At 64.4% G+C, this 25,259-nt stretch carries 22 protein-coding genes and 1 tRNA gene; 9 read left to right on the forward strand and 14 right to left on the reverse strand.

Annotated features, from left to right (window positions below):
• Window positions 1-151: 151 nt before the first annotated feature.
• The 3 genes from ABIB38_RS08495 to ABIB38_RS08505 form a co-directional block, all read right to left on the reverse strand.
• The gene (locus ABIB38_RS08495) at window positions 152-970 is read right to left on the reverse strand and encodes a DUF4123 domain-containing protein (protein ID WP_429203323.1); all 819 of its coding nucleotides are present in this window, start codon (window positions 968-970) and stop codon (window positions 152-154) included.
• Entirely contained in the window at window positions 967-3,624 is a 2,658-nt protein-coding gene (locus tag ABIB38_RS08500) for a type VI secretion system Vgr family protein (RefSeq protein ID WP_429203324.1), read from the reverse strand. Before ABIB38_RS08500 ends, ABIB38_RS08495 begins: the two co-directional genes overlap by 4 nt.
• Before the next feature lie 158 nt (window positions 3,625-3,782).
• Window positions 3,783-4,466 carry a Fe2+-dependent dioxygenase gene (locus ABIB38_RS08505; protein WP_429203325.1) on the reverse strand — a complete coding sequence of 228 codons (684 nt, stop codon included), beginning with the start codon at window positions 4,464-4,466 and terminating at the stop codon, window positions 3,783-3,785.
• 415 nt (window positions 4,467-4,881) lie between these two features.
• Here ABIB38_RS08505 and ABIB38_RS08510 point away from each other — a divergent pair, with 415 nt between their 5' ends.
• Window positions 4,882-6,135: a DUF2863 family protein gene (locus ABIB38_RS08510; protein WP_429203326.1), complete on the forward strand. Its 1,254-nt coding sequence runs from the start codon at window positions 4,882-4,884 to the stop codon at window positions 6,133-6,135.
• Between the two features lie 222 nt (window positions 6,136-6,357).
• Entirely contained in the window at window positions 6,358-6,660 is a 303-nt protein-coding gene (locus ABIB38_RS08515) for an SDR family NAD(P)-dependent oxidoreductase (protein ID WP_429203384.1), read from the forward strand.
• Window positions 6,661-6,664: 4 nt separating this feature from the next.
• On the opposite strand, the gene glf is transcribed toward ABIB38_RS08515, so the two are convergent.
• The 6 genes from glf to ABIB38_RS08545 all read right to left on the reverse strand — a co-directional run bounded on the left by glf (window position 6,665) and on the right by ABIB38_RS08545 (window position 11,861).
• Complete coding sequence (gene glf, locus ABIB38_RS08520; RefSeq protein WP_429203327.1) at window positions 6,665-7,819, reverse strand: UDP-galactopyranose mutase; 1,155 nt, start codon at window positions 7,817-7,819, stop codon at window positions 6,665-6,667.
• A 205-nt stretch (window positions 7,820-8,024) separates the two neighbouring features.
• Window positions 8,025-9,227 carry a serine hydrolase domain-containing protein gene (locus tag ABIB38_RS08525; protein WP_429203328.1) on the reverse strand — a complete coding sequence of 401 codons (1,203 nt, stop codon included), beginning with the start codon at window positions 9,225-9,227 and terminating at the stop codon, window positions 8,025-8,027.
• A complete protein-coding gene (locus tag ABIB38_RS08530; RefSeq protein WP_429203329.1) occupies window positions 9,224-9,703 on the reverse strand; it encodes a CYTH domain-containing protein in 480 nt (159 codons plus the stop codon). The genes ABIB38_RS08525 and ABIB38_RS08530 overlap by 4 nt, the downstream gene beginning before the upstream one ends.
• A 3-nt stretch (window positions 9,704-9,706) precedes the next feature.
• On the reverse strand, window positions 9,707-10,828 hold the full coding sequence (locus ABIB38_RS08535; protein WP_429203330.1) for a M14 family metallopeptidase: 1,122 nt from the start codon (window positions 10,826-10,828) through the stop codon (window positions 9,707-9,709).
• A gap of 141 nt (window positions 10,829-10,969) precedes the next feature.
• On the reverse strand, window positions 10,970-11,374 hold the full coding sequence (locus ABIB38_RS08540; RefSeq protein ID WP_429203331.1) for a hypothetical protein: 405 nt from the start codon (window positions 11,372-11,374) through the stop codon (window positions 10,970-10,972).
• 169 nt (window positions 11,375-11,543) lie between these two features.
• Window positions 11,544-11,861, reverse strand: coding sequence for a KGG domain-containing protein (locus ABIB38_RS08545; RefSeq protein ID WP_429203332.1), 318 nt, complete (start codon window positions 11,859-11,861; stop codon window positions 11,544-11,546).
• A 336-nt stretch (window positions 11,862-12,197) separates the two neighbouring features.
• Between ABIB38_RS08545 and ABIB38_RS08550 the strand changes: the two genes are divergently transcribed.
• The 3 genes from ABIB38_RS08550 to ABIB38_RS08560 all read left to right on the forward strand — a co-directional run bounded on the left by ABIB38_RS08550 (window position 12,198) and on the right by ABIB38_RS08560 (window position 14,990).
• Complete coding sequence (locus tag ABIB38_RS08550; protein ID WP_429203333.1) at window positions 12,198-13,100, forward strand: hypothetical protein; 903 nt, start codon at window positions 12,198-12,200, stop codon at window positions 13,098-13,100.
• A 252-nt stretch (window positions 13,101-13,352) separates the two neighbouring features.
• Window positions 13,353-14,384, forward strand: coding sequence for a glycosyltransferase family 2 protein (locus ABIB38_RS08555; RefSeq protein ID WP_429203334.1), 1,032 nt, complete (start codon window positions 13,353-13,355; stop codon window positions 14,382-14,384).
• Between the two features lie 6 nt (window positions 14,385-14,390).
• A complete protein-coding gene (locus ABIB38_RS08560; protein ID WP_429203335.1) occupies window positions 14,391-14,990 on the forward strand; it encodes a D-glycero-alpha-D-manno-heptose-1,7-bisphosphate 7-phosphatase in 600 nt (199 codons plus the stop codon).
• Window positions 14,991-15,030: 40 nt separating this feature from the next.
• Here ABIB38_RS08560 and ABIB38_RS08565 read toward each other — a convergent pair whose 3' ends face one another.
• Window positions 15,031-15,723: a cation transporter gene (locus ABIB38_RS08565; RefSeq protein WP_429203336.1), complete on the reverse strand. Its 693-nt coding sequence runs from the start codon at window positions 15,721-15,723 to the stop codon at window positions 15,031-15,033.
• A 66-nt stretch (window positions 15,724-15,789) separates the two neighbouring features.
• Between ABIB38_RS08565 and cadR the strand changes: the two genes are divergently transcribed.
• The gene (cadR, locus tag ABIB38_RS08570) at window positions 15,790-16,191 is read left to right on the forward strand and encodes a Cd(II)/Pb(II)-responsive transcriptional regulator (protein ID WP_429203337.1); all 402 of its coding nucleotides are present in this window, start codon (window positions 15,790-15,792) and stop codon (window positions 16,189-16,191) included.
• Between the two features lie 455 nt (window positions 16,192-16,646).
• Window positions 16,647-19,481 (forward strand): hybrid sensor histidine kinase/response regulator, encoded by a 2,835-nt coding sequence (locus ABIB38_RS08575; protein WP_429203338.1) that lies wholly within the window; start codon window positions 16,647-16,649, stop codon window positions 19,479-19,481.
• A gap of 46 nt (window positions 19,482-19,527) precedes the next feature.
• On the opposite strand, the gene ABIB38_RS08580 is transcribed toward ABIB38_RS08575, so the two are convergent.
• Together ABIB38_RS08580 and ABIB38_RS08585 are read right to left on the reverse strand one after the other, a co-directional pair.
• A tRNA-Pro gene (locus tag ABIB38_RS08580) sits at window positions 19,528-19,604 on the reverse strand.
• Window positions 19,605-19,694: 90 nt separating this feature from the next.
• Window positions 19,695-21,584 carry an MFS transporter gene (locus ABIB38_RS08585; protein ID WP_429203339.1) on the reverse strand — a complete coding sequence of 630 codons (1,890 nt, stop codon included), beginning with the start codon at window positions 21,582-21,584 and terminating at the stop codon, window positions 19,695-19,697.
• 266 nt (window positions 21,585-21,850) lie between these two features.
• Here ABIB38_RS08585 and ABIB38_RS08590 point away from each other — a divergent pair, with 266 nt between their 5' ends.
• A complete protein-coding gene (locus tag ABIB38_RS08590) occupies window positions 21,851-22,030 on the forward strand; it encodes a hypothetical protein (RefSeq protein ID WP_429203340.1) in 180 nt (59 codons plus the stop codon).
• 52 nt (window positions 22,031-22,082) lie between these two features.
• On the opposite strand, the gene ABIB38_RS08595 is transcribed toward ABIB38_RS08590, so the two are convergent.
• Window positions 22,083-23,402 (reverse strand): homoserine dehydrogenase, encoded by a 1,320-nt coding sequence (locus ABIB38_RS08595; RefSeq protein WP_429203341.1) that lies wholly within the window; start codon window positions 23,400-23,402, stop codon window positions 22,083-22,085.
• Window positions 23,403-23,441: 39 nt separating this feature from the next.
• Window positions 23,442-24,665 carry a pyridoxal phosphate-dependent aminotransferase gene (locus ABIB38_RS08600; protein WP_429203342.1) on the reverse strand — a complete coding sequence of 408 codons (1,224 nt, stop codon included), beginning with the start codon at window positions 24,663-24,665 and terminating at the stop codon, window positions 23,442-23,444.
• 133 nt (window positions 24,666-24,798) lie between these two features.
• Between ABIB38_RS08600 and ABIB38_RS08605 the strand changes: the two genes are divergently transcribed.
• Window positions 24,799-25,179, forward strand: a complete 381-nt coding sequence (locus ABIB38_RS08605; RefSeq protein ID WP_429203343.1) for an Mth938-like domain-containing protein — start codon at window positions 24,799-24,801, stop codon at window positions 25,177-25,179.
• Window positions 25,180-25,259 lie beyond the last annotated feature (80 nt).

Here is a 25,259-nt window from a genome sequence, read left to right on the forward strand (position 1 = left end):
CACGCATCATCGCCAATCTCCGTATTTCTTTCTATCACGGTCGATTTCACGCTGATGCTCAGCGAGCTCTTCGTCTGTCAGACACCTCACCCTAAGAGCAATAAGGAATGAGAAATCGAACTTGGAGTAACCAAGAGCAGTTCAACTGTCCCTACATTCGCGCCACGAGTTCCTTCAATCGAGCAGAAAATATATCAATATTACTTAATGCAAGACACTCGCGAACCTCACTCCTATTTAGAATACCCCCCTGTGTTGTTAACACTGCCTCAGTCAAAAATGTCAGGAACAGTGGATTAGAGTTGCCAGCGGCTCGCCATACCTCAAGAGCGCCTCGTGCCCAAGCATGCTGTTCCACGGTATTGCCAGGAAAATTGGCCCCGTGACGCATCATTTTCGCTTTTGCAATAAGGTGGTCGGGTTCGCTGGCCTCGTCGAGCATTGCCAACTGTTCCCAATCCAGGCAAAAGGGCGTCGGTGCACGAGCATCTGATTCGATCAACGGCAAATGGATGATCGATCCTGATCTATCGTGTACTGCCCAACGCGCTATAGGCCCTCTCATTGCCCCCCATTGAGCCGGCGTCAGTACAGATGAGAGCGTTGCTAGGACCGCACAATCAGCATATCTGAGCGTGAACTGTTTACCGTTCGGATCGACAATGAAAATAAAGTGGCGCAAATGGTGGACGAGCTCTCCAAGTTTCAATTCGCTTTCGATAATCGACGTGTGTAATGCCGGCTTACACGCGCTCACATAGCCCATGACTTTCTCGATGTCACCGGCTTCATAAGCCGCCTCGACGTCGATCAGGAGCGGACTAACCTCCAATGCGCGTTGCGCGTAAACCGGTGCCAGCCAGATCGGGCGACTCTTTGCATCGGCATGCGCATAACCAGCCGAAAGGTCGTGCAACAGGCCGTTATCGATCAAGAGATACACAGACAGTTCTCCGTTGCCGCCGCTCATTCCGCCTCCACCAATGGACTATGCGCACGCGCCGCCGCCAGCATGCAGGGAATGCAAATGTCGTGATGCGGCAGCTCGTCAGGAAATTGCACCTCAGACGCCTTCTTCGCAAAGGTCTGATGGTCGGCGGCATACATGTGGCTGTTCCCAGTCGTGTTGCCGACAATGCCTTCGGCACTGATCTTCAATTCACTGCCACCGCCATAGATGCGAACGCCCTTTCTCGCCTTGATTTCGATCCAATCCGTGGTGCTGATCAGCTCCATGACTTTCTTGGCAATCTGATGAATGGCGCCGTCGTGCGCCTCGGTGCGGATATCGCCCCGCGCCGCAACATGCTTGATGCCACCGTCGTTCGTGAAAGCGCTGAGTCCATTGGTCGCGCGTACCGACGTCCGCCCGCCGGCCGCCAGATGCGTATCCGCAGCCGTGATCAGGTCGATATTCTTTTCGGCGCCCAGCGCCAGGCTTTCCGCGCTCGCCATGACGATCCCGGCCGGTCCGCTGACGGCGACGATGGGTGCGCCGCCAGCACTGCCCTCGACGGCATTGGTCCCATGATCCAGATGCCTGAGCTTGTCCACCAGCTGGGTCAGCAGAGGTCCGTTGTCCGGATCCTTGGCATGGGTTTCGGCAAGCTTTGCCAGTTGGTCCGCGATGTCGCGCAGTCCGTCGGCAAGTCCGGTCAGTTCGGCCCGATCCAGTTGATTGCCTTCGGCCCTGGTCTTGCCATCCGCAGTGATCAGCACACCCTTACCGCCGCGGATCGCCACGGCATGGTCGCTGCGCAGCTCCGCGCCTTCGCCACGGGGCTGACGGCGCTCGCCCCTTGGATGCGTCAGCCAACCCAGATTGAGCTGTGAAGCGCCATCGTCGCTGGCCAGCTGCGCGCTGATTTCATGAGGCGTGTCGTCGAATCGGAGTTGATTGGCGCGCCATCCCTGAATTTCCTGACTGCGTATGCCGGACAAATACCGCGTGGCAGGCAGGTTCGCGTTCTTGCTCAACGGCGGTGGCAAGGCATGTGCGTTGTAAAGTTGAGAGATGATGATCGGCTTGTCCGGGTCGCCGCCGATGAACGCGACCAGCACCTCGGTCCCGACTCTCGGCAGAGTCAGATTGCCGCAATGTGAATCTCCTGTACCAGCCCAGTGGTTTGCCACCCTCACCCAGGCTGAATCCGTGTCGGTCGCCGACGCGCCGGCGCCCCCGGCGTGCTGATGATCGGCCGGACGCGTTGCCGGAAACCGGATCTTGACGCGACCATACTCGTCGCAATGAACGACCTCGTTCTGCGCTCCGACCACGAGCGCGATCTGAAGACCGGGGTCGCGCAGATCGGTCCGTGGATCGAATGCCGGGACAATCGGAATGGCACGCCGCACGGCTTCGAATCGCATCTGGAAAGGATTGGCGTTCTCGCCCGCGGCAGGCCCGCCTTGTCGACTATCCCAGCCATTGCACGCGAACAGCCGCTGCACCCGTTCTTCCAGGCTTCTCGGCAGGTTGTTTCGCGCCCTGACGTCGAGCGCCGTGATGACGAAATCGCGTTCGGCCACGGGATGGCCATCGATCTCGGGATGATTCATGATCGTGAAGTATTCCCCTACGCGAAAATCGCGCACGGTTCCCTCTCCGATAAAGCACTTCGAATCGAGTTCTTTACGCTGCATGCGCAATAGTCCCAGACGGTACAGCTGGTCGCCGTCCGTTGCGGCATGCGGAGATTCGACGATGTATTCCTGCACCGCGCCGGCCAACCGGTTGCCTGAAGCGCCTTGATCGATCTTGCCGGGCACCTCGGTTACCATCGCCGGAGCGTTTCCCGGTTGTTTGTAGTCCCAGCTGAATACACTCGCACTACCCGCCTGGAACTTGCGCACGGCTCCCCAACGCGTGACGGAATCGCGCTCTTCGGTGGCATCATCGCGGTGATAACGGACTACGCCGGCATCATTCCGGGCAAGACTGCTATGGGCGTCGAACAGCACCAGCGTGTGCGCTGCCGCCCACTCGCTCGCCTGACCGTTCTGTTGCAAGACGCGACTGCTGCCGGGTCGGAAGAACCATGCAATGCCGGAACGGCCGAGAAGCCGCCGCACGAATACAGCATCGGATTCGTTGAACTGGATTGTCTGCTCACGTCCGGGATAGTTTTCAAGACGAAATCCATCTGCAAACTCGTAGTCGAAGGCTCCAGCCTGCGCACCGTATATCTGAAGCCATTCCTTCAGCACGACGACCACGATTTCGGGCCAGCTCAAGCACCGGAAGACACGCGTATTGATACGCTGCTCCATGATCGTCATCACATCGCAAAGGATGATGCGATAGCTGGAGATCGCCCCATCGGATTCACCCGAGTTGGCTTGGGCGATGACACCACTGACTTGCCTCAGCCGTCCCCGGTCAGTGACGAACTCCAGGGTTGCCGGCCGGCCGATAAAATCCTTCAGTGGAAGACGGCACGAGGTCGCCACACAATCGATCTGGTACTTGAAGCCACCGCATACGGTTTCAGTACCATGAATCGATTGGGGGAGCAGCATGTCGCTGCCCGGTTTGTCCTGGCCGGATATCCTCAGCCTGATTGGACGATTATCAGCAGTCAGGTCGCTTCCAGACTGCAGGGGACTGCTGAGGTCAGGAGCCATGCCCACGCTATCCTCCAGTTATTTCTCACCGGAACAAGCATGGATTCTGGCAACTCCTGAGTGCGCATCCTTGAGAATGGGCAAATTTCTCGACGCTGCTGCATGGAAGAGCTTACCGATGTCTCGTTAACGCGCGGCGAAGGTCCTCCCTGCAGGCATCACACCTCGGCCCACATCCTCAGCAGATTGTGATAATGCGCCGTCAACCCCACCGTGATCTCCGACTCCCCATGCTGCGCGCGCAGCTTCTGGATCTGGGTGTCGAGATCGAACAGCATGCCGCGCTTGCCGTCGTCGCGCACCATGCTCTGGGTCCAAAGAAAAGAAGCCACCCGTTCGCCGCGCGTCACCGGCCGCACCTGGTGCACGCTGCCCGACGAATACACGATCGCGTCGCCCGCCGCCAGCTTGACCTCGTGCGCGCCGTACAGGTCGACCACTTCGAGCTCGCCGCCTTCGTATTCGTCCGGCTCGCTCAGGAACACGGTGGTCGAGACGTCGGCCCGCACCGGCGCCCCGCCGCCGCGCTGGGCGCGGATGGCGCCGTCCACGTGAAGCCCGTAATGCTCGCCGCCGCCGTAGGCGTTGAAGTACGGCGCCAGCACCCGCAGCGGCAGTACGCTGGAAAAGAACAGCGGGTTCGCCATCAGGGCCGCGCTCACGATCTGGCCCAGCTCGGCGGCCAGCGGCGTGCCCTCGCCCAGTTGGCGGTTGCGCTTGACCTTCGCGCCTTGCGGGCCGACGCTCTCGCGGCCATCTAGCCATTCCGGCGCGCCCGCCATGCGGGCGCGGATATCGGCCACCTGGTCCGGCGTCAGCACGCCGGGAATATGCAGCATCATGTCGTTCGTCTTCTTAGCGAGCCAACAAAAAAATCCCTCCTGACGGCGTCAGGAGGGCTGAATCCGGTTGCCCGGCGGGGGTGGTACTCCGTGACACATCCGCCAGCGCTTTCCCGGTCGCCGGCGGCTACTGCAACACAAGCTAAATACACAAGGTATATACACAAACCAGATACAGCTCGAACACACCAATCGCTCTTCCCAAACATTATTGAATGAGAATTATTCTCATTATCTATCGTGTTGGTGCAATGTGCAAGCGATCGCATGCCCTTTTTTCATCTGCAGGCCATCGCGCCCCGGCACACCCATTGTTCATGACCTGTGGCCGAATCAACTACAATACCGGGGATATGGGTTTATCATCACCCCCAGGACTTTCGAAACATTCACTGACAAGAGACCCACCAGCGCCATGCGTCGTCCTTCCAAAGATTCAACTCCAAAACTTTCCGCAGAAAGCCAGCGCCTCGTCAGCCTCTCGCAAGCCCTCATGCAAGCCGCCAGCCGTGCCGAAGAGCGGGCGTGGGAACGCCAACTCGACACCTGCCTGCAAAAGCTGCTCAAGACCAATCATCAGGACAGCATCGACGCTGCCCTGAACGCCCTGTTCAAGGACGACCTGGCTTCCTACGACGTGCTGATGGATACCGTCGAGGCGGTCAGCGAATCGGCCACCATGGTCGAGCAGGCCGATGGCGGCGACGTCACCTGGCAGGCGCTGCTGGTCGCGGCGCCGATCCTGGCCTGGACCCGCTTCTCGATCGCCACCGGCGCCATCCCGAACGACATGCTGTCGACCCTGGGCGCCCACTTCTCGGCCCATCTGCTGGCCGAAGGCACCAGGATGGCGATCGCGCCCACCCTGTACTCGCTCGACCAGCTGCCGCGCACCCACGCCGAAACCGCGGCGCTGACGCAAAAGCTGGCCACCGCCGCCCACAAGGGCAGCACCATCAAGCCGGCCCAGCACCTGGACGACACCGCGCCCTTCCTGGCCGACACCCGCTACCTCTTGATCGCGATCGTCGCCCCGGCCGGCGAGCCTCTGTTCCGCTGGCAAGAGCCCCAGCACCACCTGCGCTTCGCCGAAGAGCGCAATCGCAGCCTGGAGCAGTGGCGCGCCCAGGCCACCGCAAATATCGCACGCCTGCTGCCGGGCTGCGGCATCGAACTGCTGCTGCCGGAAGCCTATTACGTCGCCTGCCGCGAGGCCGACAAGCTGATCCGCCCGATCTCGATCCGCGCCGCCGTGCACTACCTGACCAATATTCTGGGCGTGGAAGCGTCCGACCTGCGCGCCGTGATCGCCGGCTTCGGCGAAGAGTCGCCGGACATCCAGATCGACGAGTACCGCGTCTCGTTCACCATGCGCCAGAGCGCCGACGTGGTGTATGGCATCGTCTGGCCGCTGTACGGCCAGGAAGACGAGAACGGCACGCCGATGGAAGGCCCGCTGGCGGTCACCGCCACGGCGCTGTCTCCGATCAACGAGATCGCGGCCCACCTCAACGACGCCGGCATCGCCCACATCAAGCGCATCAACGAACGCTACGTGGCCGAGTACTGCGACGACTGCGGCGCGCCGCTGTTCGCCGACCCGACCGGCGAACTGGTGCATGCGGAAATGCCGGAAGACGCGCCAGCCGGCACCGAGCACTTCCACTGACCTCGCTCACGCTCCCGCCGCGGCGGGAGCGTCACCTCTCTCCCTGCCCCTCTTGCAACAAGCGCCGGCGTGATGAAACGCCGCGCCAGCCCCTTCACGCACCAGCCCGGCAAGACTTTCACCAGCGCGCCGCGATGATGGCGCTGTCTTGACGGTGGCGATCCAGCGATTGTATGCCGTTGGTTGACAATCAAACGACTTCGGACAGGTTAGTTTCCACTCCTGGTCGGCGGCACGCCGCCGACGGCGAAGGCGGTGCTGACGCACATGAAGGAAGACGGACGCAACGTCGACATCAGCAGCACCAATGCGCTGCACATGCCGATGGTGGACGGGTCGGTGTATGCGATGAGCAAGCCGGCGCCGGGCGGCCTGACCCGGGGACTGGCGCGCGAACCGGGGCCGCGCGGGAACATGATCAATGATGTGCTGCCGGGGCCGGCCAACACGGACATGAACCCGGAAAAGACCGGGTTCGGCGCCGACCTGTGGATCGACGGCGGCTGCCGCATGAGCGCGGCCTGAGCCGTTATGCCATCGGATCGATGGTGAAGGCCGGCATGCGTTCGCCGTTCCTGGCGCTGTCGAGGAACTTGTCGGCAGTGAGCAGCGCTTCGTGGATGGTGACGTCCATGTCCAGGTAGCGGTACGTGCCCAGGCGGCCGACGAAGGTGACGTTCTCTTCGTTTTTCGCCTTGTTCACGTACAGCTCCAGCTGCGCCTTCTCGCGCGTCTGGCGGATCGGGTAGTACGGCACGTCCTTCTCTTCGCACTGGCGACTGTACTCGGCGTAGCAAATGGTCTTTTCGTGCTTTTCCCACGGCGAGAAGTGCTTGTGCTCGGTGATACGGGTGTATTTCTTGTCGTCGTCGCAGTAATTGATGACGGCATTGCCCTGGTAGTCGCCGTCGGCGCGGAAGGTGTCGAAGTCGAGCGTGCGGTAAGGCAGGCGGCCCTCCTCGTGCTTGAACCAGGCGTCGATCGGGCCGCTGTAGAACACGTGGGCGTAATTGCCTTTGTCCGCCGGATCGAAGGCCGTGCTCAGGTGCACGGTCACGCCCGGCACGTCGATGATGTTCTGCACCAGCGCCGTGTAGCCGTCGGCCGGCATGCCCTGGTATTTGTGGTTGAAGTAATTGTCGTCGTAATTGAAACGCACCGGCAGGCGCTTGAGGATGCTGGCCGGCAGCTCGCTCGGGTGCAGGCCCCACTGCTTGATCGTATAGGTCTTGAAGAAGGCTTCGTACAGCTCGCGGCCAACGAAGCGCAGCGCCTGCTCTTCGAAGGTGGTCGGGTTCTCGATCGACTTGTCGCCCAGGCTCTGCAGGAATTCCTGCGCCTCGGCCGGCCCCATGGTCTTGTTGAAGAACTGGTTGATGGTCAACAGGTTGATCGGCAGGGTGAACACCTTGCCGCCGGTGATGGCCTTGACGCGGTTGACGTAAGGCTTGAACTCGGCGTAGCGGTTGACGAATTCCCAGGCGCGCTCGTTATCGGTGTGGAAGATGTGAGGGCCGTAGACGTGGACCATGACGCCGGTCTCGGCGTCGCGTTCGGAATAGCAGTTGCCGGCGATGTGGGGACGCGATTCGAACACGTCGACGGTATAGCCGGCCTGCGCCAGCTGGTTTGCGATCACGGCCCCGGAGAATCCAGCGCCGACGATGGCGATATTCTTGTTCATTCTTGTGTGTCCTGGTGGTGTTGGCAATGCCGGAGCGTATGCCTGACCTCGACCCGACCGGGTTGACTGCAAGAACAGATTGTCGGATTTAACCAGAGGACACACAACACCGCATCGCGGGTGGGATTAATGATAAAAATATATCACTCAAACCCCGTTTTGCCCCGCACAATTGGCGCGGCCCGCGTTGCGGATAGTGGACGTTTTATTGACGGATAGCGGCGATGACACGGGTGGCGAACTCGGCCGCGTTGCCGGCATGCCAGCGCCATACGATCACCAGATCATGCTCGGGCGACACGACGATGTCATTGCTGCCCGCTCCCAGCGCCGCGAAGGCGGTGGCCGGCATGCCTGGCAGGTTCTTGCCCTTGGTATTGAGCCACCACAGGTAGCCATAGTCCGGACCATGGGCGCTCGGCGTGAGCGCTTGCTTCACGTAAGAAGTGGGGAGGATCTGCCTGCCGCCCCAGTTGCCCTGGTGGAGCCACAGGTAGCCGAAGCGCGCCATGTCCCAGCTGTCGATCCACATGCCGCCGCCCCAGCGCGTGCCGCCGCTTACCGACGGCAATTGCTTGCCGTTCACTTCCACATAACTGTTATGGTAGGGAACCCATTTCCAGGTCGGCGACGCGCCGATCGGATCCATGACTTGCTGCTGGAACACGTCCGGCACCGATTGGCCGAACACGCGCAGCAGCGACAGGGCGAAGCGGTTCACGCGCGTGTCGTTGTACTCATAGAAGCTGCCCGGCGCCTTGATCGCGCGCGGCTTCTTCTCGCCCTTGCCGAAGGCTTGCTTGCCGATGAAATCGCTGTGCTTGCCCCACAGCTCGCCTTCCCACTCGGATTCCTGCTGCAGGTGCTGCTTCCAGGTCACTTGCGCGTTGTGCGGCGCGGCGTAGCCGCCGTCGTTCACCGTCTTCGCCACCGGGTCCTCGACCTGGATGCGGCCGTCGCGCACCGCGACGCCGGCGACGGTCGCCAGCATGCTCTTGGCCACCGAATAGGTCGGATCGACGAAGCGCGTGTCGCCGAACTCGGCCACCACATAGCCCTTGTAGATCACGACGCCGTTGGTCTGGGCGCGCCGGGTCGGCATCGAGCCCAGGCGGGTGCCGAAGATGGCTTCCTGGTCGGACAGGTCGAGCGGACGCTCGGTCTCGCGCGATTGCGCGAACCGGACGGCCGCGGCCAGGGCCGCCGGGTCCATGCCCAGCTGGGCCGGGTCCTTGCGGGCCCATTCGCCGGCCGGTGGGAAATAGGCCAAAGGCGAGGCCACAGGCGAGGCCGCATGCGACGCCGCATCGCCGGCGCCGGGCGCGCCGGCGGCCGGCAGCGCCAGGCCCAGCGCGGTGGTGAAGGAAAGTGCGAGCAGGCTGCGGCGGCGGTGGGTAACGATGGTCATCGGTCGGTATCGGTCCAGGTGGAATACGGGGAACGGATCAGGTTGGAGTTGTAATAGCGCTTGTCGCCGGTGACTTCCTGGCCGACCCAGTCCGGCTTGTCAAAAACGGCGTCTTCGGCCGGCAACTCGATCTCGGCCACGATCAAGCCCGCGTTATCACCCAGGAATTCATCGACCTCCCAGGTAAAGCCCGCGTGCGCGATGCGGCGCCGGTATTTTTCCACCAGCGGCCGCTCGCACAGGCGGTCGAGCAGTTCGGCGGCTTCGCCCAGCGGGATCGGGTATTCCCACTCGCCGCGCGCGGCGCCTTCGCTCTTGCTCTTGATCGTGAGGAAGCCCTGGTCGCCGTAGATGCGCGCCCGCACGGTGCGCGCCGGGTCCGAATTCAGGTAACCCTGGCGCACCAGGACGGGCGTGCCGAGCTGGCGCCAGGCGTCGCCCGCGACCAGGAACTTGCGCTCGATCTCGAGGCCCATGGATCAGCCCAGCGCCTGCAGGATCGGCTGCAGCATCGCCGCGCCCAGGCCGGCGCTGCGCGCGCCGTTCCAGCCGACGTGCGGGTCGGGCAGGTTGGCGTTGTCCTTGAACGGCATCTCGAGCGTCAACGACAGGCATTTGTAGTGGTGGCCGACGTATTTGGAGGCCAGCGTCAGCAGCTCGTCGTTGTACTTGCTGGCGGCGTAGCCGTATTCCTTCTGGAAGTCCGGGCTGCAGGCGATGTAGCGGTCGATGAAGGCGCTCTGCTCCAGCGCGCGCTCGGCGGTGAAGTTGTCGAGCATCTCGCAGCCGGCCACGAAGTTATAGGGCAGCGCTTCGTCGCCATGGATGTCGAAGAACATGTCGACGCCGACTTCCTCGATCTTCTGCTTGACGCAAACTACTTCCGGGCTGCGCTCGAGCGACGGGTTCATCCACTCGCGGTTCAGGTTGGCGCCGGCGGCATTGGTGCGCAAGTTGCCGCGCACCGAGCCGTCCGGGTTCATGTTCGGCACGATGTAGAACACGGCGCGCTGCAAGAGCTTCCTCGCCACCGGATTGGCGTTGTCGAGCAGCGCATCCATCATGCCTTCGACGAACCATTCGGCCATCGATTCACCCGGGTGCTGGCGGGCGATGACCCAGATCTTTTTCTCTGCCTGCGGATTGCCGATCACCACCAGGTTCATGTCGCGGCCGTCGACCGTGCTGCCGATATCGATCACGCGCGCGATCGGGCTCTCGGCCACTTCGCCCAGCAAGCGCAGGTGGCGTTCCCAGGTGTAGGGCTCGAAATAGGCGTAGTAGACGCTGTCCAGTTCCGGGGTGTGGTTGATGGTCATCACCTGGCCGTCGAAGCTGGTGGGGACGCGGAACCAGTTCTCGGTATCGTAGCTCGCGACTGCCTGGTAGCCCTCGAAGCCCTTCGGATAGGTGGCCTGGCCGGCGTTCAGGAAGCGCATCGTGACCGCCTGGCCGCGCGCGCCCTGCAGGCGGAAGTGGAACCACTGGTGGATATCGGCGTGCGAATCCTTGCGCAGGTTCAGGTCGATCTGTCCGGCGTTGTCGGCGCGGACGACGTCGATCGCGCCGGAGTCGAACATCGTGCTGATCTTGATGGGCATCGTGGGATCCTTTCATGGCCCGTCGCGGTGGACGGTGTGCGAATATCGGAAGCATCGGGCGCCAGCCCGACGTTGGCCCGGCCATGATACCGGATCGGCCATGCCGACCGCTGATGCCGGGCCGGGCCGCGAGCGCGTGTTTTACTGCGCGTCGAGGTCGATCAGGTCCTTCGCGTACATGTCCATGATCTGGCGCATCAGTTCGACGTTGCCGCGGTCGAGGACGACGGTCAGGTCGGGCTTGCGGTCGAGCACGAAGGTCATGCGGATCGCGCCCGGCAGTTCCTTGCAGTTCACGTATTGCGCGCGCGGCACGTGGGGACTGTCCCAGTCGGCCTGGGTGATGCCGGGACCGGCAGGCGGCGGTTTCAGCTGCGGATCGCGGTTGACCGGCAAGTGCCTGAGCAGCCAGAACACGATCGAAGCCGGGACGTGGACGCCCACGTCGCTCGCGCCCTGGGTGGAGAACTTGGTGAGCAACAGGTTGCCGACCCGGTCGCAGGACATGGACAGGCTCTTGACTTGACGGATGACCGCTGGTTTCACGACGTTGATCCTTGGGGGAAGGTTGAAAAAGGCGCAGCGATTCTACCTTATCCCATTCGCGTTTTGTGTGTATTACAGGCAAAACAAAAGCAAAACGGGAAGCCCCCAGCTTCCCGTCGCATTTCCCGCGCCGGCCTCCGACCGGCGGCAGGCATATTCGGTTGCCAGCTTATTCTTTCGAGCCGCCGCTGCGGTTGCCGCCCTGGGTGCTCTGGCGGTTGCCGCTCTTGGTCGAGGTGCGCGATGCCGTGCCGGCGCCGGCGCTGGCCGACTGGCGATTACCGTGGCTCAGGCTGCCGGCGCGGCGTGCCTCTTCCGACGTGAATTCGTGGGCGGTGCCCTTGGCATGGGCGGCCTTGCCGCCCTGGCTGGCGATTTCGCGCTGACGCGCCGGATCCATCGAGGCGAAGCCGCGATTGCGGGTGCCGCTGCTCTGGCTGCTGCCCTGATTGCCAGATTGCTTGTTACCTTGATTACTTGAGGCCATGATCACGCTCTCCCTTATACACTATGGAAACCGCCGCGTCCTGCGGCAGGCTTGAGACCCGTCGCCGCCGGACCGGCGCCGGCGAACGATGAGTCGAAGCCCATCTTAGGCAGGCATCTCCGATGCGGCTATAGGAGGATTTCAGATGACTTTGTAGGACATCGCGCGACAAATAATGCATGTGCGAAAAATAACTTCCAGTAATCAACAAACTCGTCAGGATCAGTCCTACACCGTCCCCCTACCTCTTCCTATTCTGTACGGCGCGCGCGGCGCGCATCATGGCGGTCTGCGGCAGGAATCCGACCTGCCTGTCTATCAGTACAGGAGACCGTCATGACTACCGACAAGCAAGACAAGCACACGCTCCCCGGCAACCAGGCCGACTATGGCGCCAATGAAAAAGGCGTCCCCGGCGCCAAGGGCATCACCCGCGATGGTCCGCTGGACCATACCTACCCCAACGCGGCCAGCCGTCAGCAAGGCAATTCCGCGATCGACGAGTCGGGCGGCAGCCGGGCGCAGGGCGGCTCGATGCAGGGCCAGCAGTCAGGCGGCAGCGGCACCACCCAGGGCGTGACCGACAGCCACGAGCGCCAGATGGGCATGCACTCCGACGCCTGGGGCAAGCTCGAGCAGCCGGTCGGCAACCGCCAGCGCGATACCGGCGTCTCGGTGACCGGCGACGCTCTGAACCGCCAGGGCAAGACCCAGACCGGAGACACGCTCAATCCGCAGGATCCGGCGCACCCGCAGCTGCACGGCGCCGAACCGGGTCGCGACGGCCGCGTGCCGGGCACCGCGGCGCCGGAGCCGATCGGCACCGAGGCCGGCGTGCCGGGCGTGCAGCACGGCGACATCTACGGCAACCGCCAGGGCGCCTCTGATAATCGCGCCGACACCCAGGACGCCAGCGCCAGCCGGATCCAGCGAGAAGTCGACGCCGCTGCGGCGCGCGACGCGGGCAGCAACCCCGGCAGCAGCGCGGGCCGCGACACGGGCAGCCACGACGTCCACCAGTCGAACGATGTGGCCGGCGGCCTGCCGCGCAGCCCGGGCAACTCCGGCCTGCGCACCGAGGGCGAAGGCTACCAGGTGGGCGGCAGCATGCATGCCGATCCGAACCCGGTGCACGAGTCGAACGACGCTGCCGGCGGCTACCCGCGCAGCCCGGGCGGAGCCAACAAGCTGGCGGGCGACCGCAAGATGGACGACGACACCGGTTTCTCGCGCGGCTGACGAAGCGTCATCCCGCACCACAGCCCTGGCGTTGTGTGGACGGCCTGGCCGTCCACGCGTTCAACCAGCGTCCGGATTGCCACGGATCCGGTGTGATCTGGACGCATGGGCGCCCGAAGGTGTATTTCCGCCTTCGTGCTTGATCCATCTCCAAGCCGTACCGGACCGCAGGAACCGCTTCATACGCATGGCAATCGAACCGCTCGACATCGCCACGATCATGCCGTGGCGCGAGACCAGCGGAGACATCCCATGCCTGCTACGGACGATGCCCACAATCCCGCCACGCCCAACGCCACGCCCGCCGCCATCCCCACGGTTTCCGTCGTGCTGCCGGCCTGCGGCCGCATGGACCTGCTCGACCGCAGCCTGGACGCCCTGATGCGCCAGAGCGTCGATCCGCGCAGCGTCGAGGTCATCGTCGTGGACGACGAACCCAACCACAATACGCTGCACCTGGTGGCCGGCTGGCGCACCCGCACGCTCGAGCGCGGGCCGCGGCTGGCGTATGTCGCCAATACCGGGCCGCGCGGGCCCGGCGCCGCGCGCAACCGCGGCTGGCGCGCGGCGCGCGCCGACGTCATCGCCTTCACCAGCGACGACGCCGTGCCCAGCCCCGACTGGCTGGCCCAGGGGCTCGCCGCCTTCGACGGCGGCGCCGACGTCGTCTGCGGCCGCATCGAGACCCCGGTGCCGGCCCGCCCCACCGACCGCCAGCGCAGCGCGCATGCGCACGAGCTTGCCGATTTCACCAGCGCCAACTGCTTCGTCCGCAAGCCGGTGCTCGAACGGCTCGACGGCTTCGACGAGCGCTTCAGCGTCCAGCGCGGCAGCGACGCCGACCTGCACTTCCGCCTGCTCGAACAGGGCATCCGCATCGTGCGCGCGCCGCAGGCGCTGGCCGTGCACCCGGTACGTCCGGCGCCCTGGGGTGCGAGCCTGCTGCAGATCCGCCATGCCGTGTTCGACGCGCTGCTGTACAAGAAGCATCCGACGCTCTACCGCGAACGCATCGAAGCGCATCCGTGCTGGGACCACTACGCGATCGTCGCCGCCTTGCTGCTGGCCCTGCCCTGCTGGGCGCTGGGCGTGCGCTGGCTGGCCCTGGCCGCCACCCTGGCCTGGCTGGCGCTCACGGTGCGCCTGTTCCTGCGCCGCCTGAAGGGCACCGCCCACAGCGCCTCGCACGTGGCCGAGATGGCGATCACCTCGATCCTGCTGCCGCCACTGTCCGTGTTCTGGCGCCTGGCCGGCGCGGTGCGCTACCGCGTGCGCTTCGCCTGAGCGCGCATGAAAGCCATCTTTCTTGACCAGGACGGCACGCTGGTCGACGACATCCCATTCAATGCCGAGCCGCGCCGCATCCGCCTGGTGAGCGGGGCCGGCGCGGCGCTGCGCATGCTGGCCGAGCTCGACTATCGCCTGTTCGTGGTCTGCAACCAGCCGGGCATCGCGCACGGCTGTTTCACCGAAGAGGCAATGGGCCCGGTCTCCGACCGCCTGGGCGACCTGCTGTTTCGCGAACAGCTCACCCTCGCAGGCTTTTACTATTGCCCGCACCACCCACTCGGCACCGTCAGCGACTATGCCTTCGCCTGCGCCTGCCGCAAGCCCTCGCCCGGCATGCTGCTGCGCGCGGCGCACGAACACGCCATCGACCTGCGCGCCTCCTGGATGATCGGCGACATCCTGCATGACGTCGAGGCCGGCAACCGCGCCGGCTGCCGCACCCTGTTGATCGACAACGGCAACGAGACAGAATGGCGCCTGGGACCACGCCGCCTGCCCACGCGCATCGCGCCAGACCTGGTCAGCGCGGCCAGGCTGATCGCCCGGCATGGCGAGCGCGAAGACCTGCGGCCGCAGGCGGGCTCGCAACCGCAGGGATGACGTTCTTGAAGTATGTGCGAAACGGCGGGATACCCGCCGCTCAGCGCCGCCGGATCTCGACGACCGGCGCAGGAGTGGCCGTGGGCGTGGGCGTGGCCGAGGGCAAGCTTGCCGGCGCCTGCGTCCGCAACTCGGCGCGCGCCTGCCGTATCACTTGGCGCGCCGCCGACAAACCAAGGCACGCCAAGATGCTCGCCACCACGATGTCCGGCCATGCGGCGCGGGCGCCGAACACGCCCAGCGCGGCCAGCATCACGGCCAGGTTGCCGATCATGTCGTTGCGCGTGCACAGCCACACCGAGCGCATATTGGCGTCGCCGTTGCGAAACGCGTACAGCATGGCCGCTACCGCGCCATTGGCGGCCAGCGCCAGCAGGCCGACCGCCCCCATGGTGGGGGCATGCGGCAGGTGGCCGTCGAGGCCGAGCCACAGCGACCGCGCCAGCACCAGCACGCCGAAGACGCCCATCACGACGCCCTTGGCATAGGCCGCGCGCGAACGCCACACCACGGCCATGCCCAGCACGAACAGCGACACCCCATAATTGGCGGCGTCGCCAAGAAAGTCGACCGAGTCGGCCAGCAGCGACACCGATCCGGCAGCCAGGCTGCTGACCAGCTCCACGCCGAACATGACGAAGTTGATGAACAGCGCCGCCCACAGCACCCTGCGGTAACGCCCGTCGGGCGGCGGCGTGGACGGACTGCAGGAACCGGAACAGCAAGCGGACATGAGCGCACCTCCAATGACGATAAACCATTAGAATCCCTGTAGTAACTACAAGGTCAAGGGAAGATCATGCTGATGCGCATTGGTGAGTTGGCGAAACTGACGGGCTGCCAGTCCGAGACAATCCGTTTCTACGAGCAAAAGGGATTGCTGCCGCCGCCGGTCAGGTCGCAGGCGAATTACCGGATGTACGACGCCAGCCACGCCGAGCGGCTGCATTTCATCCGCCGCTGCCGATCGCTGGACATGTCGCTGGGCGAGGTGGAAACCCTGCTCGGCTACCAGGACCAGCCGCACCGCTCCTGCAGCGGCGTCAACGCGCTGGTCGACCACCAGCTGTCCGAGATCGACCGCCAGATCCTGGAGCTGAGCAAGCTGCGCGCCGAACTGTCGAGCCTGCGCGAGCGCTGCGATTCGACCCGGCCCGCCGGCCAGTGCGCCATCCTGCGCGAGCTGACCGTCCACGCCTGAACGTCGCCTGCATTCCCGGATCGTCGGGCGTCGCCTGGCCGTCGCCGCATACCCGCTCTCCGATCAGCACGCCGTGGATCACGGCGCCATGCCCGCCGGGAGGCGCAAAAAAAAATCCGCCGACCGCAAGGCCGACGGAACAACGCAGTATCCGTTGAGGGATCACGCGGAGAGACACGGGAGCAATCTTAGCAACCGATGGTGTCAACTTGATGACAACGCGACGCCGGGATCCCGCCGCTGTCGCGGCTGCGCCGGGTTCGACTGCGCCTGCGCCAGTGCCGAACCGGAGACCGCCCAGCTGGTGCGCGAGCACTGGCGCCAGGAGCACGACTGGCCGCTGGTCGGCATGCCCGACGGCGTCGTGATCAAGAACCCGCGCTGCACACGTTACAATTGCCGACAGAACAATCGCCCGTAGCGTTTACGGCTCTCCACCTTTTACTTCAAACACCTTGAACTCCAGTTTCAGCTTCCTGGCCGGCGGCGGCGAGATGGGCGCCCTCATGCGCGCCTACGATTGGGACGACAACCCGCTCGGCCCGCCCGACGGCTGGCCTTCGACCCTGAAGACGGTGCTGCGGGTACTGCTGTCGAGCAATCACCCGATGTTCATCTGGTGGGGCGACGACCTGATCCAGTTCTACAATGACGGCTACCGCCAGACCATGGGCCCGGAGCGCCATCCGGCCGCTCTCGGCCAGCCCGGCCGCCCGTGCTGGGAAGAAGCCTGGGACCTGATCGGACCGGACATCGAGCGCGTCATGCGCGACGGCACCAGCGCCTGGTACGAGGACCGCCTGGTCCCGCTGACCCGCAACGGCCGTCGCGAAGACGTGTGGTGGACCTACGGCTACAGCCCGATCGAGGACGAGGCCGGCATCCACGGGGTGCTGGTGATCTGCAACGACGTAACCGAAGACCACCTGCTGCGGCAGCGCCTGGAGCAGACGAACCACGCGCTGATCGAGACCATGGACGATGCGTTCTGCCTGATCGACCTGGTCTACGATGAACAGGGTTGTGCGGTCGATTACGTCATCCTGGAAGCCAACCGCGCCTTCGCCCGCCATACCGGCCTCGCCGACAGCGTGGGCAAGACCGCGCGCCAGCTGGTGCCGGACCTGGAACAGCGCTGGATCGCCACCTACGACGAGATCGCGCGCACCGGCGTGGCGCGGCGTTTCGAGGAATTCTCGCAGGCGATGGGCCGCTGGTTCACCGTCTACGCCAGCCCGATCGCCCATCCGGTCGAGCGCCGCGTGGCCCTGCTGTTTACCGACATTACCGACCAGAAGAACGCCGAGCGCGCGCTGCAGGCCAGCGAAACGGCGGCGCGCGCCGCGGCCAGCCAGGCCGAGGCCGACCGTCGTCGCCTCGATGCGCTGCTCAGCTCGGCGCCGGTCGGCATCGTCTACGCCGATGCGAACGGCGCGCTGTCGTCCGTCAACCACATGAACCGCCAGCTGTGGGGAGAACATCCGATGCCCACCAGCCAGGATCAATACGCCGTGTGGCGCGGCTGGTGGGCTGACGACTCGGAGCGCCACGGCAGGCCGATACGGTCGGACGAATGGGCGCTGGCGCGCGCGCTGCGAGGCGAGCAGGTCGAGGCCGACGTCGTCGAGATCGCCCCCTTCGGCCGCCCGGACGAGCGCCGCACGCTGCTCACCCGCGCCACCGCGATCCGCGCGGAAGATGGCGCCATCGCCGGCGCGGTGGCGGCCTCGATGGACCTCACGGCCCAGGTCGACACGCAGCGCGCGCTGCGCGAAAGCGAAGAAAAATTCCGCACCATTACCGACGCGATGCCGCAGATGGTGTGGTCGTGCCGGGCCGACGGCGAGAACGATTATTCGAACCGGGGCTGGGCCGACTTCACGGGCCTGTCCAGCACCGAGCTGCTCGGCACCCACTGGGTCACCGTCATCCACCCCGACGACCTGCCGACGCTGCAGGCGCTGTGGGCCGGGAGCCGGGCGAGCGGGGCCCTGTTCGAGCTCGAACACCGGCTGCGCCACCACAGCGGCGAGTACCGCTGGGTGCTGAACCGCGCGCTGCCGGTGCGCGACGAGGCCGGCCGCATCACCCGCTGGATGGGCACGGTCACCGACATCCACGACCAGAAGCTGGCCGCCGAAGAACTGAAGGCGGCAAACGCGCGCAAGGACGAGTTCCTGGCCATGCTGGCGCACGAACTGCGCAACCCGCTGGCGCCGATCAGCACCGCGGCCCAGATGCTCAGGCTGTCCGGCGTCGACCCGAAGCGCATCGCCCACGCCAGCGACGTCATCAACCGCCAGGTGCGGCACATGGTCGAGCTGGTGGACGACCTGCTCGACGTCTCGCGCGTGACGCGCGGGCTGGTCGAGCTGGAGCGCGAACAGGTCGACCTCAAGTCGGTGATCCAGAGCGCCATCGAACAGGCGCGCCCACTGATCGAAAAGAAGGGCCACACCCTGTCGACCCGCCTCGGCGCGGCCAACGTCACCGTCATTGGCGATCGCAAGCGGCTGGTGCAGGTGATGGCGAACCTGATCAACAATGCGGCCAAGTACACGCCGGAAGCCGGCGAAATCACGGTGTCCGCCGACGCCGTGCCGGACGCGGGACAGGTCAAGCTGAGCGTGAAGGACAATGGCATCGGCATCGATGCGACGCTCCTGCCCGACGTATTCGAGTTGTTCACGCAGGCCAAGCGCACGCCCGACCGCGCCCAGGGCGGGCTCGGGCTTGGCCTGGCGCTGGTGCGCAGCATGGTCGACCTGCATGGCGGGCAGGTACAGGCGCACAGCGACGGGCCGGGGCGCGGCAGCTGTTTCAGTGTGGTCCTGCCGCTCGGCGCCGATGGCGCTGATGACGACGCACGGCGGCGCGAGGACGACGCAACGCTGGCTGCGCATTCGACGCTGCGCATCATGATCGTCGACGACAACCGCGACGCCGCCGAATCGCTGGGCATCGTGCTGTCGGCGGTGGGGCACACGGTGCAGGTCGAGGATTCGTCGATGGCGGCGCTGCGACGGGTGCAGCAGGACGGCTTCGACGTCTGCCTGCTGGATATCGGCTTGCCGGATATGGATGGCTACCAGCTGGTAGGGGCATTGCGCGCGGCGCCGCTGGTGGCCGGCGCGGCCATGATCGCCCTGAGCGGCTACGGCCAGCCGCAAGACATGGCGGCGTCGAAACGGGCCGGGTTCACCAGGCACCTGGTCAAGCCGGTGGACGTCGGCCAGTTGCTCGATATGCTGGACGAGCAGGGTCCGGCATCGCAGGGATCGCCGCCTTGATGTGAAAAAAGCCAGCTCGAGAGCTGGCTTTTTTCACTGGTTCTGTTGGTCGGGGCGAGAGGATTCGAACCTCCGACCCCGTGCACCCCATGCACGTACGCTACCAGGCTGCGCTACGCCCCGACTAGTCGATAATTATATCAGAGCCAGCGAAAAAATCTTGCGTTTTTGCCATACAGTGCGAGATCGTCGCCAACTCCGGGGCGGCAGGCCCTATTTCCAGTCCCCGCGCAGCGCCATCACCTGCTGCTGCAGGTACTCCGGCGTCGCCTGCTCCGGCGCCACCGGCTGGCCGACGGCCAGCGCCAGCTGCGAGCGCATGCCGCGCGCAATCCTGCGCTCGAACAGATTGCTCCTGTCGCGCGTAAACCAGCTGCCCCACAGGCCGCGCAGCGCCATCGGGATCACCGGCACCTTGCTGTGCTCCACGACTCTCGCGATGCCGCTGCGGAACTCGTTCATCTCGCCGGTCGAGGTCAGGCGTCCTTCCGGGAAGATGCACACCAGTTCGCCGTGATGCAACGCATGGGCGATGTCGACGAAGGCCTTTTCCATCGTCCACGGATCTTCCTTGGCCGGCGCGATCGGGATCGCATTCACGGCGCGGAAGATCCAGCGCAAGAACGGCGTCTTGAAGATGCGATGGTCCATCACGAAACGTATCGGACGCGGGCTGGCGGCATTGATCACGATCGCGTCCACATAGCTGACGTGGTTGCACACCAGCACCGCCGGGCCTTCGGTCGGGATGCGCGCCGTGTCGATGGTGCGCACCCGGTACACGGTGTGGATCAGCAGCCAGGCCAGAAAGCGCATCAGGAATTCCGGCACCAGCGAGAAGATGTACACCGCCACCACCGCATTGAGCAGCGCCGTGGTCAGGAACAGTTCCGGGATGCTGAAGCCCTGCCCCAGCAGCAGGATGGCCACGCCGGCGGACGCCACCATGAAGATCGCGTTCAGGATATTCATGCCGGCAATCGTGCGCGACACGTGCTTCTGGTCGCAGCGGGTCTGGATCAGGGCGAACAGCGGCACGATGAAGAAGCCGCCGAACACGCCGATCATCACCAGGTCGGCCAGGATGCGCCAGGCGCCGGGCTGGTTCAGCAGGCCGGTCCAGTCCACCAGCGTCGTGCTGGCGACAAAGGCTTCGCTGGCGAAATACAGGTCGATGCCGAATACCGACAGGCCGATCGACCCGAACGGCACCAGGCCGATCTCGACCTTGTGGCCCGACAGGCGCTCGCACAGCAGCGAGCCGAGACCGATGCCGAGCGAGAACACGGTCAACAACAGCACGAACACGCTGTGGTCGCCCATCAGATAGTCTTTCGAAAACACCGGGAACTGTGCCAGCAGCAAGGCGCCATAGAACCAGAACCAGGAATTGCCGAGCATCGACAGGAACACCGTGCGGTTCTGGCGCGAGTACGCCAGGTTCCGCCACGATTCGGCAATGAAGTTACGGCTGATGCGCAGCTCGGGCACCGGCGGCGGCGACGGCGGGATGCGCCAGGCGGCGGCCAGGCCCAGCACGGCAAAGAGCAAGGTTGCACCGGCCACCAGCATGATGCCGTTCGGCTTGTAGCCGACCAGGATCGCGCCCGCCACTTCGCCCAGCAGGATGCCGACGAAGGTCCCCATCTCGACCACGCCGTTGCCGCCGACCAGCTCGTCGGGCTTCAGGTTCTGCGGCAGATACGCGTACTTGACCGGCCCGAACAGCGTCGAATGCATGCCCATGCCGACCACCGCCGCGATCAGGAGCCACAGCGTGTGCGTCATCCAGCCGATGCCGGCCACCAGCATGATCGCGATCTCGGCGACCTTGACGATGCGCGCCAGCCTGGCCTTGTCGAACTTGTCGGCGATCTGGCCCGCGGTGGCCGAGAACACCACGTAGGGCAGGATGAACAGCCCCGGGATCAGGTTGTTGAGCAGCGAGGGATCGAGCGTGGTCCAGTTGATCGCGTCATAGGTCATGACGACCAGCAGCGCCGTCTTGAACAGATTGTCGTTGAAGGCGCCCAGGAACTGGGTCCAGAAGAACGGGCCGAAACGGCGCTGGGTCAGCAGGGAAAACTGATTCGGTTGGCTCATGCTGGAACGCTCGGCTGTGATGGAGTGCGTAATGTACAACGCAAGGCACAACCGGACAAACGCTGTTTCTCACATTCATGATTGCGTATTCGCATCCAAACCCGTAAGTATTGCTCTACAGTACGACGTGCTTGCGCGCGCATGGACTTCCCGGCACGGCAAGCGTGCTGGCCGTCACCGTCCGGGCGTGCGGCGGATGCTTGAAGCCGGTCAAATCAGGCTTGATCTGGCACATTGGTGCACTGCAGCGAGGGTAGAATCCGCGGATGACTTCCGCCAACTTCCACATCAGCTACGCCAGCGTCGCCAATGCGCTGTTCGAGCATATCGAGCAGGACCTGCTGCTCCTCACCACCGCCCTCCTCGACGATGACGAGGAATTACCGCGCCGTTTCGAGCCGTATCCAGCGTCCTTGCTGGCGCACGAGAGCATGCCGCCGCCATGAAAAAACCGCCGTTGCCCTGGCATGGGCAACGGCGGTTTCGGCGGCGTCTCCCTCAGGCCAGCGCTTCCAGGCGAATCCGCGTCACCTTGCCGATCACTGCCGGCAAGCCTTCGATCTTGGCGATCGCCGCGTCGATGCTCTTTTCGCGCGTCTGGTGCGTGAGCATGATGATGTCGATGTCGGTCTGGTCGCCCGGCTCCTTCTGCAGCACGGCGTCGATCGAGATGCCGGCGTCGGCCAGGATGCGGGTCAGGTCGGCCATCACGCCCAGCTTGTCCTGCACGTGCACGCGCAGGTAATAGCTGCTGGTGATCTCGGACATCGGCATGATGGCGACGTCGGTCATCTGGTTCGGCTGGAACGCCAGGTGCGGAACGCGGCTGTACGGATCGGCGGTCAGCAGGCGGGTCACGTCGACCAGGTCGGCGATCACGGCCGACGCCGTCGGTTCCGAACCGGCGCCCTTGCCGTAGTACAGCGTGGCGCCGACCGCATCGGCCTGCACCAGCACCGCGTTCATCGCGCCTTCGACGTTGGCGATCAGGCGCGCGGCCGGGATCAGGGTCGGGTGCACACGCAGCTCGACGCCCTCGCCCGACTCGGTGTGGGTGCGGCGCGTGATGCCCAGCAGCTTGATGCGGTAGCCGAGCTGTTCGGCGTAGCGGATGTCGGCCGCCTGCAGCTGGCTGATGCCTTCCACATAGGCCTTGTCGAACTGCACCGGAATGCCGAAAGCGATCGCCGACATGATGGTCAATTTATGGGCCGCGTCCACGCCCTCGATGTCGAAGGTCGGGTCGGCCTCGGCATAGCCCAGTTCCTGCGCCTGCTTGAGCACGGTCGCAAAATCCAGGCCCTTCTCGCGCATCTCGCTCAGGATGAAGTTGGTGGTGCCGTTGATGATGCCGGCCACCGATTCGATGCGGTTGGCGGTCAGGCCTTCGCGCAGGGCCTTGATGATCGGCACGCCGCCGGCCACGGCGGCCTCGAAGGCCACCATCACGCCCTTCTCCTGGGCCGCGGCGAAGATCTCGTTGCCGTGCAGCGCCAGCAGCGCCTTGTTGGCAGTGACGACGTGCTTGCCGTTGGCGATTGCTTGCAGTACCAGTTCGCGTGGCAACTCGTAGCCGCCGATCAGCTCGACGACGATGTCGATGTCCGGATGGTTGACCACCGCAAACGGGTCGGCCACGATCTCGACCGCACCGCCGGTCACTTCGCGCGCGCGTTCGATGTTGCGCGCCGCAATCATCGCAATCTCGATGCCGCGTCCGGCGCGGCGGCGGATGTCTTCCTGGTTGCGTTGAAGGACGTTGAAGGTACCGGCACCCACGGTGCCGATGCCCAGGAGGCCAACTTGAATCGGTTTCATAAAATCTGTTTCTCTTGATGGTCAGGACGCCGGTCCGGTTCAGGCGTGGCGTCGTCGGTAACCGTCGAGGAAGCGCGCAATGCGTCCGCAAGCGTCGGTCAGGTCGTCGGAATTGGGCAGGAACACCAGCCGGAAATGGTCCGGGGCAATCCAGTTGAAGCCGGTGCCTTGCACCAGCAGCACTTTTTCCTCGGACAGCAGTTCGCAGATGAACTGCTGGTCGTCCGTGATCGGATACATCTTCGGATCGAGGCGCGGGAACATGTAGAGCGCGGCTTTTGGCTTGACGCAGGACACACCCGGTATTTCGGTAAGCAATTTATGCGCGAGGTCGCGCTGTTTCAGGAGGCGCCCGCCCGGCCCCACCAGGTCTTTGATGCTCTGGTGCCCGCCGAGCGCGGTCTGGATGGCGAACTGGCCCGGCGCATTGGCGCACAGGCGCATCGAGGCCAGGATGTTCAGGCCTTCGATATAGCCCTTCGCATGGCGCTTCTCGCCCGAGACCACCATCCAGCCGGCGCGGTAGCCGCAGGAACGGTAGTTCTTCGACAGGCCGTTGAGGGTCACGAACAGCACGTCGTCGGCCAGCGAGGCGATCGAGACGTGCTCCGCGCCATCGTACAGGGTCTTGTCGTAGATCTCGTCGGCGTAGACGATCAACTGGTGCTGGCGCGCCAGCTCGATGATGTCGAGCAGCACTTCGCGTGGATACAGGGCGCCGGTCGGGTTGTTCGGGTTGATGACGACGATCGCGCGCGTGTTCGGCGTGATTTTCCGCCGCATGTCCTCGATGTCGGGCAGCCAGTCGGACTGTTCGTCGCACACGTAGTGCACCGGCGCGCCGCCGGCCAGGCTCACGGCCGCGGTCCACAGCGGGTAGTCGGGCGCCGGCACCAGCACTTCGTCGCCGTTGTTCAGGAGGCCCTGCATCGACATCACGATCAGCTCCGAGGCGCCATTGCCCAGGTAGATGTCGTCTATGCCCACGCCGACGATGTTTTTCTCTTGCGTGTAATGCATGACGGCCTTGCGCGGCGCGAACATGCCCTTGGAGTCGGTATAGCCGGCGGCGCCGTGCATATTGCGGATCATGTCGCTGACGATCTCGTCCGGCGCATCGAAGCCGAACACGGCGAGGTTGCCGATGTTGAGCTTGATGATCTTCTGGCCGTCTTCTTCCATCTGGCGCGCCTTCTCCAGGGCCGGTCCGCGGATTTCGTAGCAGACGTCGTCGAGCTTGTTCGATTTGGCGATCGGTCTCAAAATTTCCTCTGGGTGTAAGCGTGCTCTGTTGCAGTGCGAAAAAATACCATTCTGCCGAAAGCGCCCCGTTTAAGCAACCTTGCCGATCCGGTTACAATGGGCCCTTGTTAGCACACCCGATCCAGCAAACGCCATGAAGCTTCATTCCGACAACACTCAACAATACCAGACCGTGACCGGCTATGACGCCTCGGGCGTGGAAATCAATGCCGAGCGTTTCAATTACAGCCTGACGGTGCTCCCGGAGATCCCGCCGCGGCCGTGGAACGTGACCCGCTTCGACGACCTGACCGCCGCCCACTTCGAGGAGATCGCGAAGGACGCGCCGGACGTCGTCATCCTCGGCACCGGCGAGCGCCAGCGCTTCGTGCACCCGCGCCTGGTGGCCAGCCTGTCGGCCATGCACGTCGGCGTCGAAAGCATGGACAGCCAGGCCGCCTGCCGCACCTATAACGTGCTGATGGGCGAAGGCCGCAAGGTCACGCTGGCCCTGATCATCGACGCCGGCGCCTGAACCACGGCCCGAATCGACGGGATCGTCGGCAGAAACGTTTCATCAAGCACATAAATAGTGCGATTCTGTCCAGCCGGACA

The sequence above is a fragment of the Massilia sp. UYP11 genome (genome assembly GCF_050434805.1).
Classification (GTDB): domain Bacteria; phylum Pseudomonadota; class Gammaproteobacteria; order Burkholderiales; family Burkholderiaceae_D; genus Telluria.